This is a genomic window from Kribbella sp. NPDC051586 (assembly GCF_044453965.1).
GTDB lineage: Bacteria > Actinomycetota > Actinomycetes > Propionibacteriales > Kribbellaceae > Kribbella.
Genome location: NZ_JBITDF010000003.1, coordinates 1626897 through 1640192, shown reverse-complemented (window position 1 = coordinate 1640192; position 13296 = coordinate 1626897). Strand labels below are relative to the sequence as shown.

Here is a 13296-nt window from a genome sequence, read left to right as displayed (position 1 = left end):
GGCTGAACATAGGCTACCGGCCAATCCACCCCGGCAGCGAAGGACTGACAGCGCGTGAAGCTTCATCTCGGCGTCCGCCACTGGGACCACGTGATCCCGCTGGCCCTCGGCGATGTCCCCGGACCGACCGTCAGCCGGTTGGAGGCGACGCCGGACCTGTGGGGATCACCCGAGTACGACGGCGGCGAGACCTCGTTCAGCCGCTACGTCCGGGCCCGCGCCGCCGGCGACGACCGGGTGGTCGCGCTGCCGATCTTCCTGATGCGGGGCTTCCGGCACCGCTGCATCATCGTCCGGCGGGATGCGGCCGCAGAGACCGCGGCGGACCTGAAGGGCGCCCGGATCGGCCTGACCGGCTGGCCGGACAGCGGCAACACCTGGACCCGGGCGGTGCTGGCCGAGGCCGGCGTCGGCATCGACGACGCCGACTGGCAGGTCGGGCCGCTCACCGCGGCGCACCCGGTCGTCGACCGCCTCGGCGGTGTTGCTGTCGGCAACAACATCCGGCACACCACCGACGGTGCGCGACTCGTGGATCTCCTGCTGGCAAAGGAACTGGACGCGGTGATGACCCCGTTCATGCCGCCCGGGTTCCATGCGGCGGATTCGCCGTACCGGACGCTCTTCCGGGACGCGCGGGCCGAGGAGCGTGCGTACTACGGCCGGCACGGCTTCGTGCCGGGGATCCATCTGCTCGCCCTGCGCAAGGAAGCGCTCCGGCCCGAGACCGCGCAGCAGCTGATGGACCTGTTCGAGCAGGCCAAGCAGCTCAGCTTCCAGCGGCGGAACAAGCTGCTGGACATCACCCCGTGGCACAACGAGGAAGTCGGCATCACCACAAAGGTCTTCGGCCCCGACTGGATGCCGTACGGCGTCTCGGCCGATCGGCGGATGGTCGCCGCGTTCCAGGACCAGCTCGTCGCCCAGGAGCTGCTGGACCGCCCTGTCCCGGCCGAGGACCTCTTTCCCTACCAGATCGACCCGTTGGAGAAGATCGCATGAGTACGCTGAGAGTCGCGGCCGCGCAGTTCGTCGCGAGTATCGACTGGCAGGAGAACCTCGACACGGCGACTCAGCTGATCAAGCAGGCCGATGCCGACGGCGTCGACCTCCTGGTGCTCCCCGAAGGTGTGCTCGCACGCTTCATCGAGGAGCGCGAGCGCATCCGCGAGCACGCCCAGCCGCTCGACGGGCCGTTCGTCTCGGGATTGCGGCAAGCCACCGCCGGCCTTGACGTCACCGTTGTCGTCGGCATCCACGAGAAGTCGGACAACGACAAGCCCTACAACACCCTTGTCGTGCTGAAGAACGGCGACATCACCGGCCTGTACCGCAAACTCCACCTGTACGACGCGTTCAACCAGTTGGAGTCCGACAACGTGACCCCGGCCGACGTCGTACCCGAGCTGATCGACGTCAACGGTTTCAAGGTCGGACTGATGACGTGTTACGACGTGCGGTTCCCGGAGCTGTCCCGCCTCCTCACCCTCGAGGGCGCGGACGTACTCGTCCTGCCGGCCGCGTGGGTCAAGGGACCGCTCAAGGAACACCACTGGCAGACTCTGGTCACCGCCCGCGCGCTGGAGAACACGGTGTACGTCGTGGCGAGTGGCGAATGCGGTCAACGCAACATCGGCCAGAGCCTCGTCGTCGATCCCCTCGGCGTCCCCCTGGCCCAGGCAGGAGAGGAACCGGCCACCATCACGGCCGTCGTCTCCCAGCAGCGTCTGATCGACGCCCGGCGCCGCCTCCCGGTTCTGATCAACCGGCGCTTCTCGGTCAGTTCCACCCCTCGACCGGTCGAAGCCGTCCCCACCAGCTGAAGCCGTAGGAGTAGTCGTGTCCATCCCCCTGTTCAATGCCCGGAGCACCACCCTCGCCGTTCTGGCCGCAACCCTGCTCGGCCTGACCGGCTGCACCGCGGACCCGGTCGACACCAGTACCGGTGGCGGCGCGAAGGCCGCAGCCGCCGCGATCCCGCGGCAGCAGGTCGACAAGACCTTGCAGGCCAAGCTGCCGGCGAACATCCGCGCGGCCGGCAAGATCGTTGCCGTCAACAACGGGTCGTTCCCGCCGTACGTGATCGTCGGCGCCGACAAGGGCGCGGGGATCCAGGGTGCGACCGCCGACCTGTCGCAGGCGATCAGCCAATTGCTCGGTGTCCGGATCGAGCATGCCACCGTCGACGGGCTGGCCAGCGTGCTGTCCGGGATGCAGGCCAAACGCTACGACCTCGATCTCGGGCCGACCGGTGACTTCGTCGAGCGGCAGAAGCAGGCGACCTTCATCGACTACGTCCAGGAGTACGTCGTCTTCGCTGTCCGCAAAGGGAATCCGCAGGGGATCGACGGCCTGGACACCGCCTGCGGCAAGCGCGTCGGTGTGATGGCGGCCGGGTCCGCCGAGAAGGTGATCAAGGCGCAGTCGGCGAAATGCGTGGCCGCCGGGAAGCCGGCGGTGGCGGTCCAGTCCTACAAGGACCAGCCGTCGTCGATCCTTGCGGTCCAGTCCGACCGCGCGGATGCCTTCTTCTCCTCACAGGCTCCGCTGACGTACTTCGTCGCGCAGTCGGGTGGCAAGCTGGAACTGGCGGGCGTTGGCAAGGGCAACGGTTTCCAGGACCTGTTCCAGGGCGCGCTGGTCCCGATCGGCTCACCGCTGGCCGGCGTACTGCTTGCCGCCGTGCAGAAACTGCATGCCAACGGCGCCTATGACGCGATCATGGCGAAGTGGGGGCTGGAGCAGAACAAGCTGTCCACCCCCGGCCTCAACCTCGGGAAGAGCTGACATGGCAACAACGGTGCAAGACGCTCCGGCCGCCGGGCTGGACCTCGACGTCCGCAACGCGGCGCATCGCAAGCACCCGTGGCGCTGGCTGGCGGCGTTCGTCATCCTGGTGTTCGCCGCGCAACTGGTGAAGATGCTGGTCACGAACGAGAACTTCGGCTGGGACGTGGTCTGGGCCTGGTTGCGCGCCGAGTCGATCGTGCGTGGCCTCGGCATCACGCTGATGCTGACTGTGGTCGCGATGGTGATCGGCGTCGTCCTCGGCGTGCTGCTCGCCGTCTGCCGGATCTCGGCCAATCCGCTGCTGCGTGGGGCAGCCGGGCTGTACATCTGGTTCTTCCGCGGTACGCCGACGTTGGTGCAGCTGATCTTCTTCTACAACCTGTCCGCGTTGCTGCCGAAGCTGAACCTCGGCATCCCGTTCGGCCCGGTCTTCGCCAGCGTCGACACGAACACGCTGATCACGCCGCTGCTGGCCGCGATCCTCGGCCTCGGGCTGAACGAGGGCGCCTACATGGCCGAGATCGTCCGCGGCGGTCTGCTGTCGGTCGATCCGGGCCAGCGCGAGGCCGGGCAGGCGCTCGGCCTGACGAACGCGCGGATCATGAAGCGGGTCATCCTGCCGCAGGCGATGCGGTTCATCGTGCCGCCGACCGGCAACCAGGTGATCAGCATGGTGAAGGCGACAGCGCTGGTCAGCGTGATCGCATTGTCGGACCTGCTCTACACGGCGCAGTCGATCTACAACCGGACCTTCGAGACGATCCCGATGCTGATCGTGGTCTGCCTGTGGTACCTGGCGGTCACCTCGGTCCTGTACGTCGTCCAGTCGTTCATCGAACGGCACTACAGCCGGGGCGCGCGGCACCAGACGCCGAGCTTCTGGGACTTCCTCCGGATCCGGCCTCGGCAAGGGAGTGCTGCATGAGTACGGCGGTTCTGCAGGCGCGCGGTGTTTGCAAGAGCTTCGGGCACACCGAAGTACTGTCCGGGATCGACCTCGACGTCACCTCGGGCGAGACGGTCGTCGTCCTCGGCCCGTCCGGATCCGGCAAGTCCACCTTCCTGCGATGCATCAATCTGCTGGAGTCACTGGACGCCGGCCGGATCACCGTCGACGGCCGCGACGTCGGGTACGACGTACGCAACGGAAGGCTGCACGAGTTGCCGCCGAACGAGATCGCGCGGCGGCGCCGGGACATCGGAATGGTGTTCCAGCAGTTCAATCTGTTCCCGCACATGACCGCGCTGGAGAACATCATCGAGGCGCCGATCGCCGCCCTCGGCGAGAGCCGCAAGGAGGCCACCGCGCGAGCCGTCGAGCTGCTCGCCGAAGTGGGGCTGGCCGGCCGGGAGAAGGCGTACCCGCGGCAGCTGTCCGGAGGCCAGCAGCAACGGGTGGCGATCGCCCGGGCCTTGGCGATGCGCCCGAAGCTGATGCTCTTCGACGAGCCGACGTCGGCCCTCGACCCCGAGCTCGTCGGTGAGGTGCTGGCGACCATGAAGCGTCTCGCCAGCGCCGGACTGACCATGGTGGTCGTCACCCACGAGATCACGTTCGCCCGCGAGGCGGCCGACCGGGTCGTGTTCATGGACGCCGGACAGGTGGTCGAGCAGGGCACGCCGGAGCAGGTGATCGACAATCCACAGCACGAGCGAACTCGGGCTTTCCTGTCCCGATTTCTCTGATACCGTGGAGGCATGATGCAGCGCGCAGTAGTCACGACGACGCCGGACTTCGTCTCGGCGCGCTGACACTTTCTGTCTACCGAAGCCCCGGGGCGAGTGCCCCGGGGCTTTGTTGTGCTCGGTGGTTGCTCGCTCCAACTCTCTTGGAGGAAATCATGTACGACCACCGCAAGATCGGTCGCGAGCTCGGCCTGTTCGACTCAGACCCGTTGATCGGCGCCGGTCTGCCGTACTGGCTGCCCGCGGGCGCCGCGGTACGCCGGGCCTTGGAGAGCTACATCTCCGAGGTCGAACGAAGAGCCGGCTACCAGCAGGTGTATTCGCCAGTGCTCGCCAAGCGCGAGCTGTACGAGATCTCGGGCCACTGGGCGAAGTACCACGAGGACATGTACCCGCCGATGGACATGGGCGCGGAGCAGCTGATCCTCCGGCCGAGCATCTGCCCGCACCACGCGCTCATGTACCGCTCGCGCTCGCACAGCTATCGAGAGCTCCCACTCCGGTACTCCGAGCTCGGCGGCCAGTACCGCGCCGAACTGTCCGGCGCGATCGGCGGACTCAGCCGCGTCCGGGCCATGCAACTCAACGATGCGCACATCTTCTGCCGCCTCGACCAAGTCGCCTCGGAGGCCGCGTCGGCGCTTGCCCTGATCAACCAGGCGTACGCCGACATGGGCATCAGCGCGTCGCGCTACGTCCTCGCTCTCCCCGCGGAGGACGCGCGGCTCGGTGATCCGTCCAGCAAGTACGTCGGCGACGCCGACAGCTGGGCCCAAGCCGCTTCGTTGCTCCGGGACGTGTTGAAGGCGGCCGGCATCGACTACGAGGAGGCGCCCGGCGACGCGGCGTTCTACGGGCCGAAGATCGACATCCAGATGGAGGATTCGGCCGGCCGCGAGTTCAGCTTGTCGACCGTCCAGATCGACTTCCACCAGCCGGCCGCGTTCGGGCTCGAGTACGTCGGTGCCGATGGCAACAAACACCGCCCGGTGATGGTGCATCGCGCGATCGTCGGCAGCATCGAGCGGGCGATGGCGCAGCTGATCGAGGTGCACGGCGGGGCGTTCCCGGCGTGGCTCGCCCCGGTGCAGCTCGTCGTCCTCCCGATCTCGGACGACGAGGAGAAGCGTGCCGTCGAGGTGGCTCGCCGGGCGGTGGATCGCGGTCTGCGGGTCGAGATCGCGCACGCGGACGAGGGCAGCCTCGGCGCGCGGATCCGTGAGAACCGGTTGGCGCCGTATCAGGCTGTGATCGGTGCGCGCGAGGATGCGGCCGGTCTGCTCGCGATCCGGGAACGCGACGGCCATCGGTGGGACCCGGAGGCGATCGGCGACGTGCTCGATCGGATCGCGAAGGTCAGTTCTCCTGCAGCTGTCCGATCAGGTGAGTGACCTCATGGGACTCGTCGTACAGCGCGAAGTCGACCGTTTTGCCGGTCTGCTGGTGGCCGAACTGGACGCGGGAGGGCAGTAGCAATGGCTTGCGGAAATCGACGCGGACCGTGAAGGCATCGGGTAGGTGCCCGGCGCGCTGGATCGACGCGAGCGCGGCAGCCTTGGCCCACATCCCGTGCGCGATCTGGCGCGGGAACCCGAACGCCTGCGCGGTCAGCTTGAACAGGTGGATCGGGTTCCGGTCGCCGGACGCGGCGGCGTACCGGCGGCCGAGGTTGCCCCGCAGGTCCCACCACGCGTCCGCCGGGAGGACGGGGTCGGTGAGCAGGTCCGCGTGTGCGTTGGGCGTCCCGGCCGTGCGGCTGAGCAGCGTCGTGAGATCGCTCCACACCAGCTCGTGGTCGACGAAGACCTCGCTGATGATATCGAAGACGGTGCCCTTCGGGTGCGGGCGTTCCGGCGTACTGTGCACGCGGATCGCCGGCTCGGCGTGGATCGGGATCGGCTGCTTCTGCGTGATCGTGTTGGACAGATGCACGATCCCCATCGGCTTGTACGGGAACGAGGGGTCCGACATCAGGTCCAGATGCAGCGGGAACGCGAGCACATGCGGGTACGTCGGCGGCACCGCCGGCCCGGCCTGGAACCCGGTGACATCGCGGTAGGCCGTGAGGTGGTTCTGGTCGATCGCCGACCGCGGTAGCTCGAGCGTCAGCCCGTCCTCGTCGGGCTCGTAGTCGGCCCTGCGCAACGTGGCCCGCACGGTGCGGGCGTAGAGCGCGCCGAACTTGGGGGAGTCGTCGTACCGACGGGTCGGCATGTCAGGCGCCCAGCATGCTCTGGCCGCAGACCCGGACCACGTTGCCGGTGACGCCGGCCGACGCCGGATCCGCGAACCACGCGATCGTCTCGGCCACGTCGATCGGTAGCCCGCCCTGTTGCAGCGAGTTGATCCGGCGGCCGACCTCGCGGATCGTGAACGGGATCTTCGCGGTCATCTCGGTCTCGATGAACCCGGGCGCGACCGCGTTGATCCGGATGTTCCGCTCGGCCAGCTTCGGCGCGAGGGCCTGGACCAGACCGATCACGCCGGCCTTCGAGGTCGCGTAGTTCGTCTGGCCGTTGTTGCCCGCGATCCCAGCCATCGACGAGACCCCGATGATCGAGCCGCCGTCCTTCAGCGCGCCCGACTCGATCAGGTGCTCCGTGATGCGCTCCGGGGCACGGAGGTTGACGTCGAGGACGGCGTCCCAGGCGTCGGTCCGCATGTTCGCCAGCCGCTTGTCCCGGGTGATGCCGGCGTTGTGGACGACGATGTCGAGCCCGCCGTGCTGCTCCTGCGCGTGCGCCGCGATCCGCTGCGGCGCGTCGACCGCGGTGACGTCGAGCAGGAGCTCGGAGCCTCCGAGCCGGGTCATGACCTTGCGCAGCGAGTCGGCGTTCTGCGGTACGTCGACGCCGATGATGGTCGCGCCGTCGCGGGCGAGCGTGTCCGCGATCGACGCGCCGATACCGCGAGCCGCGCCGGTCACCAGCGCCGTACGGCCGGCCAGTGGCCTCGCGGGGTCGTTGCTGACGAGCGGGCCCGTCCCGATGCGGGCGACCTGGCCGTCGACGTACGCGGACTTGGGGGAGAGGAAGAAGCGGAGCGTGGAGTCGAGTTGCTCGTGGGCGTCCGGGGCGACGTACACGAGGTTGACCGTGGCGCCGCGCTTCACCTCCTTGCCGAGGGAGCGGGTGAAGCCCTCGAGCGCGCGCTGGGCGACATGCTGCTCGGTGGACGTCGCGAGCTCCGGCGTACGGCCGACGACGATCACGCGGCCGGCCGCGGCGAGCTGGCGGATGACGGGGGAGAAGAAGCGCTGCAGGCTGGTCAGCTCCGCGGTCGTGGCGGCGCCGGTCGCGTCGAAGACGAGCGCCTTCGGGCGGATGCCGATCGACGCGACGCCTTCGGTCGCAGTACTGAAGGAGGCGCCGATGTCGCGCAGCAGGGCCTGGATCGCCTTGCCGGTGTCGGTCTCCCCGATCGAGCCGAACACGACCGCCCCATCGATCACGGGGGAGCCCTCCACCCAGCGGGGCAGGGGCGTCGGGTCGGGCAGGCCCAGGTTCTTCACCAGGGTCTGGCCGAGCGGCGTCCGGGTGAAGGTCTGGTAGCGGTCCGTCATCTCAGCTCCTACTTCTCGAGGATGGCGACGACACCCTGGCCGCCCGCGGCGCAGATCGAGATCAGGCCCCGGCCGCCGCCGTTCTCGTCCAGTTGCTTGGCCAGCGCGGCGACGATCCGCCCGCCGGTCGCCGCGAACGGGTGACCCGCGGCCAGCGAGCTTCCGTTCACATTCAGCTTGTCCCGGTCGATCTCGCCGAGCGGCGCGTCCAGGCCGAGCCGCTCCTTGCAGAAGATCGGATCCTCCCACGCCTTCAACGTGGACAGCACCTGGGAGGCGAAGGCCTCGTGGATCTCGTAGTAGTCGAAGTCCTGCAGCGTCAGCCCAGCTCTGGCCAGCATGCGGGGCACGGCGTACGCGGGGGCCATCAGCAGGCCCTCGGCGCCCTTCACGTAGTCGACCGCGGCGGTCTGCGAGTGGGTCAGGTACGCCAGGGGCCGCAGCCCGTGCTCCCGGGCCCATTCGTCTGTGCTCAGCAGAACGGTCGACGCGCCGTCGGTGAGCGGGGTCGAGTTGCCGGCGGTCATCGTCGCGGTCTCGCCCTTGCCGTACACGGTCCGCAGCTTGGCCAGCTTCTCCAGGCTCGTGTCGGGGCGGAGGTTCTGATCCTTCTCGAGGCCGAGGTACGGCGTGATCAGGTCGTTCTGGAAGCCGCGGTCGTAGGAGGCGGCGAGGTTGAGGTGGGATTTCAGAGCGAGCTCGTCCTGCGCCTCGCGGGTGATGCCCCACTCGAGCGCGGTCAGCGCGGCGTGGTCGCCCATCGACTTGCCGGTCCGCGGCTCGGCGTTGCGCGGGATCTCCGGTACGACGTCCTTCGGGCGGACGCGGGCGAGGACCTTCAGGCGGTCCGGGTACGTCCTCGCGCGGTTGAGGTCGAGGAGCACGTTGCGCAGGTGGTCGTTGACCGCGACCGGTGCGTCACTCGCCGTGTCGACACCACCCGCGATGCCGGCGTCGATCTGACCGAGGGCGATCTTGTTGCCGACCAGGATCGCCGCCTCGAGCCCGGTGCCGCAGGCCTGCTGGATGTCGTACGCCGGGGTGGTGGCCGCGAGCTTGGAACCGAGGACCACCTCGCGGACCATGTTCCAGTCGCGGGCGTGCTTGAGGACCGCGCCGGCGACCACCTCGCCCACCTCCTGACCGCCCAGGCCGGCCCGGTCGACCAGACCGTTCAGCGCGGCGGTGAGCATGTCGGAGTTGGAGGAGTGCCGGTACGTCTTGTCCTGCCGGGCGAACGGAATCCGGTTTCCGGCGACGACGGCCACCTTGCGGGTCTCGGTCACGATGTCTCTCCTTTGGACTTTCGTGTGGTGGCGGAAGTTCGCTGGATCTTGAGTGCTTTGCGTCCGACAGCTGTTGCGAGGGTTGCCGTGATGGCAGTCTCTCGCACGGTACCGACATCCGCGTGATGCACCACCGGGTGTCCGGGCTGTCCGCTCGACACGATCAGTCCGACCCTTGCCATATGCAACGATCCGAGGGTCTGTGTGTACAGGTGATTCGCCAGGTAGGCGGTGTCGACCTCGTCGAACACGCCAGTACGCTGACCGGCCTCGAGGACGGCCGCGATACGGTCCAGCGGCGCGGCCATCGCCGTACCGAGCTTCAGCATCACCGGCTCGGTGATCTCGCCGAACAGCTCCTCGCCCGTGCGTCGGAGCAGGCTCATCGCGCAGTCGGTGAACGCGGGGTAGCCGAGGCAGAAGTCGACGAACGCCTCGCTGAGCGCTTTGAGCCGATTGAGCGGTGCTCTGCGCGGGTTGTCGGTGCTCGTCAGCTGGTCATTGAGTTCGCCCAGGTAGTCGACCAGGGTGAGCGCGAACAGCTCCTCCTTGCCGGCGAAGTGCCGGTAGATCAGCGCCTTGTTGATCCCGACCCGCTTGGCGATATCGTCGATCTGGGCGTCGATCGAGCCGCGCTCGTCGAACAGCTCGCGGGTGGCCCGGATGATGTCGCGCTCCCGGTCGCGACGGCGCTCCGCCGTGGTCCGGCGGCGTCCGATCGCGAGCAGCGCGGAGCTCATGGGATCGATCTTAGCCACAGTGGTACCCCTTGGTGCAAACGACGGTTACACTCGTCGGTAACATCGTACTGCCGCCTGTTGGAGGATGTTGATGACCATGACCGATCCGAAGCCCGCGGTCTCCGCCGACGTGATGGCGTTGGCCGGCGAACTCGGCGCCGAGCGGTCCCGGCCGGGCTGGAGCTCGTTCTCGCTCGGGCTGAACGACGAGCAGCTCGAGATCCGCGACTGGGCCCACACGTTCGCCGCGGACGTGATCCGCCCGGCCGCCGCCGAGTGGGACGAGCGCGAGGAAACCCCCTGGCCGGTCATCCAGGAGGCCGCCAAGATCGGTCTGTACGGCCTGGACGCCAACATCAACCTCTTCATCGACCCGTCCGGCCTGCTGATGCCGCTCGTGCACGAAGAGCTCTTCTGGGGCGACGCCGGCATCGGCATGTCCCTGAAGGGCACCGGCCTCGCGTCGTCCGCCATCTTCTCCAACGGCACCCCGGAGCAGTGGAGCCAGTGGATGCCCCGCTGCTACGGCACGCCTGACGACGTACGCGTGGCTGCCTTCTGCTCTTCCGAGCCTGGCGCGGGATCGGACGTGTCGGCGATCCGCACGCGGGCTGTCTACGACGCCGTCAGCAACGAGTGGGTCATCAACGGGCAGAAGGCCTGGGCCACGAACGGCGGTATCGCCGACGTCCACGTGGTCGTCGCGACCGTCGACCCGTCCCTCGGCACCAAGGGCCAAGCGGCCTTCGTCGTCCCCAAGTCCGAGGTTCGTGGCCTCGAACAAGGCACCAAACTCCGCAAGCACGGTCTCCGCGCCTCCCACACCGCCGACGTTTTCTTCGACAACGTCCGCATCCCCGCCGCGAATGTCCTAGGCGGCAAGGAAAAGCTCGACGAACGGTTGGCGCGGGCGCACGAGGCCCTTGAAGCCACCGCCCGGGGTGAGACCCCTACCTCCACCGGCCGCAACGCCTCGATGGCAACCTTCGAAATGACCCGCCACATCGTCGGCGCCCAAGCCATCGGTATCGCCCGAGCGGCTTATGAGGTCGCGTTGGACTACGCCAAAACCCGAGAACAATTCGGCCGCCCCATCATCGACAACCAAGGCATCGCCTTCAAACTCGCCGACATGGCCCTCGAGATCGACGCCGCCCGCCTGCTGGTCTGGCGAGCCGCCAACATGTCCGCGGCCCTCATGCGAGGCCAAACCCCCGACTACCGCCACGGCGAAGGCTCCATGGCAAAGTTGAAAGCCGGCGAGGTCGCGGTCAAGGTCACCGAAGAAGCCATCCAAATCCTAGGCGGCAACGGCTACACCCGCGAATACCCAGTAGAACGCATGCACCGAGACGCCAAGATCTACACCATCTTCGAAGGCACCAGCGAAATCCAGCGCCTGGTCATCGCCCGGGCGATCTCAGGCATGCGCATCCGCTAGGTGGTTCCGCAGGTCAGAGGCCGATTCCTGGGTCGTCGAGTGACTGGCCGCCGTCTGGTTCCCAAGGAGCTGTGGAGGACCGATCGGCGGCCAGCTCCGTCACAGCTCCGTGAGCCTCCATCGCAAACAGCCGAGCCAGCCGCGAGTCGACAGCCCTCCGTGCCCGCTCATGCGATGAAGGCAGCATGTGGGTGTACAGCCGAAGGGTGAACCCTGGATCGCCGTGCCCCAGGTACTGCGCCAACTCCTTGATGTTCACGCCGTCAGCCAGGGTGATACTCGCGTAGTAATGCCGCAGCGCATGCATCCCGTTCTCGCGACTGGAGAAGTACTGCCGCCTGCCCCGCCCGTCCTTCGTCGGCTCAGGTACGACGCCCGCATGGAAGAGCGCCGGCTTCCACACCAGCTCGTCATACGTCCGCGCCCGGATGTGCAGGTCGTCAGTCCAGCGGAACAAGAGGCGGACTGTGTGCGGCTTCCCGTCGACCTTCTCCCACGGCAGCGTGTACGGTCGCGGCTTCGAGCTCTCGATGTACTCCGTCAGCATCAGGGCCACGCCCTCTGACATCGGCACGGTCCGCTCGGTGTCGTTCTTGGGCAGGGCGAATACGAACTCCCTGCCCAGCTTCTTCACTTGCCGACGGACACGGATCACCATCTCGTCGAAGTCGATGTCTTCCTCAGCGAGCCCGAACAGCTCGCCTTGCCGCAGCCCACATGCGGCACCGATCGAGGCAATCGGTCGGTACTGCGGCGGGTGCCCCTCCACGATCCGCAGCACAACCTCGTCACTCCAGGCGGTCGTCTTCCCGCCCTTCTCCGCCGGCACCTTGACCACTCGCGCCTTCGCCGGATTCCGCTTGATCGCCTCATCGTCAACGGCGACCTCCAACGTCCCGTGCAACACGAGGTACGCCGTACGCGCCGTCGACGACCCGAACCGCGCATCCAGCCCAGCCACCCAAGCAGCAATCTCCGAAGGCTTGATCGTCCGCAACTGCCGCCGCCCAAACACCGGTACGACGTGCAACCGCAAAGACGACTCGTACTTCATAGCTGTCGCCGGATCCACCACCCGAGAAGCCAGCCACCTCCCGGCAACCTCCTCAAACCGAACCTTCCCAGCCTCGGGATCGATGTACTCCCCACGCTCCCGATCCGTCTCCATCGCCGCCCCATGCCGCTCCGCCGCAGTCTTCGTCCCAAACGCCTTAGACCGCTCCCGCCCCTCCGGATCCACCCACCCCGCCAACCACCGCTTCCCCCGCCCCCACTTAGCAGTCCGAACACGCTCACTCGTCCCATCCGTCTGCTTCACAGCCCGCATCCACTGATCCTTCACATAAGCCATGGCGCCGCACCTCCATCGTGTCGATGTGCGGCAGCTCAACGTTTGGAGTGTGGAGGAATCGACCGTCGTCCGGGCGTACGACGATGGTTCGCCGAAGCCGCAGTCGCGCACTGGGGTGTTACACCTTGAGCACTAGCGCCCAAGGGGTAACACACCAGTGCGCGATCGTGGGTGCGCGGCGGATGCGGGCCGAACTCACCCGGCCGGAACAGAACCCGAACACCTGCCTCACGTAGCCGGCCTCAGTGCTCCGGCCAAGGGGGAGTTGCTCGCCGAAGCCTGGGTCACGAGCGGCAGTACGACGATCCGCACACCCAGTCGCATGAGTCCGGCAAGTTGCGACAGCACGTAGTTGTCCGTCTAACGGTGTTTCCGGTCCGACGCGCCGACTGTGGTGGTTGGCGAGGAAGTGGTCGCGATGACCACGAGACGGCCGGATG

12 protein-coding genes are annotated in these 13296 nt (G+C 67.6%); 7 read left to right on the top strand and 5 right to left on the bottom strand.

The genetic code is table 11. The features are described from left to right. Positions 1-54 precede the first annotated feature (54 nt). The 6 genes from ACIA58_RS26485 (at position 55) to thrS (ending at position 5867) form a co-directional block, all read left to right on the top strand. A complete protein-coding gene (locus tag ACIA58_RS26485; protein WP_396406452.1) occupies positions 55-1002 on the top strand; it encodes a hypothetical protein in 948 nt (315 codons plus the stop codon). After that, positions 999-1823: a deaminated glutathione amidase gene (locus tag ACIA58_RS26480; protein ID WP_396406451.1), complete on the top strand. Its 825-nt coding sequence runs from the start codon at positions 999-1001 to the stop codon at positions 1821-1823. The genes ACIA58_RS26485 and ACIA58_RS26480 overlap by 4 nt, the downstream gene beginning before the upstream one ends. Before the next feature lie 16 nt (positions 1824-1839). Beyond that, positions 1840-2787, top strand: a complete 948-nt coding sequence (locus tag ACIA58_RS26475) for an ABC transporter substrate-binding protein (RefSeq protein WP_396406450.1) — start codon at positions 1840-1842, stop codon at positions 2785-2787. Between the two features lies 1 nt (position 2788). After that, entirely contained in the window at positions 2789-3715 is a 927-nt protein-coding gene (locus ACIA58_RS26470) for an amino acid ABC transporter permease (protein ID WP_396406449.1), read from the top strand. Next, positions 3712-4476 carry an amino acid ABC transporter ATP-binding protein gene (locus tag ACIA58_RS26465; RefSeq protein WP_396406448.1) on the top strand — a complete coding sequence of 255 codons (765 nt, stop codon included), beginning with the start codon at positions 3712-3714 and terminating at the stop codon, positions 4474-4476. The genes ACIA58_RS26470 and ACIA58_RS26465 overlap by 4 nt, the downstream gene beginning before the upstream one ends. Positions 4477-4631: 155 nt before the next feature. Further along, on the top strand, positions 4632-5867 hold the full coding sequence (thrS, locus tag ACIA58_RS26460; RefSeq protein ID WP_396406447.1) for a threonine--tRNA ligase: 1236 nt from the start codon (positions 4632-4634) through the stop codon (positions 5865-5867). Here the strand turns inward: thrS and ACIA58_RS26455 are convergent. The 4 genes from ACIA58_RS26455 to ACIA58_RS26440 are packed head-to-tail and all read right to left on the bottom strand — an operon-like array spanning position 5833 to position 10064. Continuing rightward, positions 5833-6690, bottom strand: a complete 858-nt coding sequence (locus ACIA58_RS26455) for a MaoC/PaaZ C-terminal domain-containing protein (protein ID WP_396406446.1) — start codon at positions 6688-6690, stop codon at positions 5833-5835. The genes thrS and ACIA58_RS26455 overlap by 35 nt on opposite strands. Position 6691: 1 nt before the next feature. Next, positions 6692-8038 carry a 3-oxoacyl-ACP reductase gene (locus tag ACIA58_RS26450; RefSeq protein WP_396406445.1) on the bottom strand — a complete coding sequence of 449 codons (1347 nt, stop codon included), beginning with the start codon at positions 8036-8038 and terminating at the stop codon, positions 6692-6694. Positions 8039-8046: 8 nt separating this feature from the next. Then, complete coding sequence (locus tag ACIA58_RS26445) at positions 8047-9324, bottom strand: acetyl-CoA C-acetyltransferase (protein ID WP_396406444.1); 1278 nt, start codon at positions 9322-9324, stop codon at positions 8047-8049. Then, complete coding sequence (locus ACIA58_RS26440) at positions 9321-10064, bottom strand: TetR/AcrR family transcriptional regulator (RefSeq protein WP_396406443.1); 744 nt, start codon at positions 10062-10064, stop codon at positions 9321-9323. The genes ACIA58_RS26445 and ACIA58_RS26440 overlap by 4 nt, the downstream gene beginning before the upstream one ends. A gap of 91 nt (positions 10065-10155) precedes the next feature. Between ACIA58_RS26440 and ACIA58_RS26435 the strand changes: the two genes are divergently transcribed. Beyond that, a complete protein-coding gene (locus tag ACIA58_RS26435) occupies positions 10156-11505 on the top strand; it encodes an acyl-CoA dehydrogenase family protein (RefSeq protein WP_396406442.1) in 1350 nt (449 codons plus the stop codon). 13 nt (positions 11506-11518) lie between these two features. Here ACIA58_RS26435 and ACIA58_RS26430 read toward each other — a convergent pair whose 3' ends face one another. Further along, a complete protein-coding gene (locus ACIA58_RS26430; protein WP_396406441.1) occupies positions 11519-12673 on the bottom strand; it encodes a tyrosine-type recombinase/integrase in 1155 nt (384 codons plus the stop codon). Positions 12674-13296 lie beyond the last annotated feature (623 nt).

Excerpts from the sequence above, each read along its gene's own strand:
- ACIA58_RS26480 (WP_396406451.1), top strand. The coding sequence starts at position 999 with ATGAGTACGCTGAGAGTCGCGGCCGCGCAGTTCGTCGCGAGTATCGAC.
- ACIA58_RS26470 (WP_396406449.1), top strand. The coding sequence starts at position 2,789 with ATGGCAACAACGGTGCAAGACGCTCCGGCCGCCGGGCTGGACCTCGAC.
- ACIA58_RS26465 (WP_396406448.1), top strand. The coding sequence starts at position 3,712 with ATGAGTACGGCGGTTCTGCAGGCGCGCGGTGTTTGCAAGAGCTTCGGG.
- thrS (WP_396406447.1), top strand. The coding sequence starts at position 4,632 with ATGTACGACCACCGCAAGATCGGTCGCGAGCTCGGCCTGTTCGACTCA.
- ACIA58_RS26455 (WP_396406446.1), bottom strand. The coding sequence starts at position 6,690 with ATGCCGACCCGTCGGTACGACGACTCCCCCAAGTTCGGCGCGCTCTAC.
- ACIA58_RS26450 (WP_396406445.1), bottom strand. The coding sequence starts at position 8,038 with ATGACGGACCGCTACCAGACCTTCACCCGGACGCCGCTCGGCCAGACC.
- ACIA58_RS26440 (WP_396406443.1), bottom strand. The coding sequence starts at position 10,064 with ATGAGCTCCGCGCTGCTCGCGATCGGACGCCGCCGGACCACGGCGGAG.
- ACIA58_RS26435 (WP_396406442.1), top strand. The coding sequence starts at position 10,156 with ATGACCATGACCGATCCGAAGCCCGCGGTCTCCGCCGACGTGATGGCG.
- ACIA58_RS26430 (WP_396406441.1), bottom strand. The coding sequence starts at position 12,673 with ATGGAGACGGATCGGGAGCGTGGGGAGTACATCGATCCCGAGGCTGGG.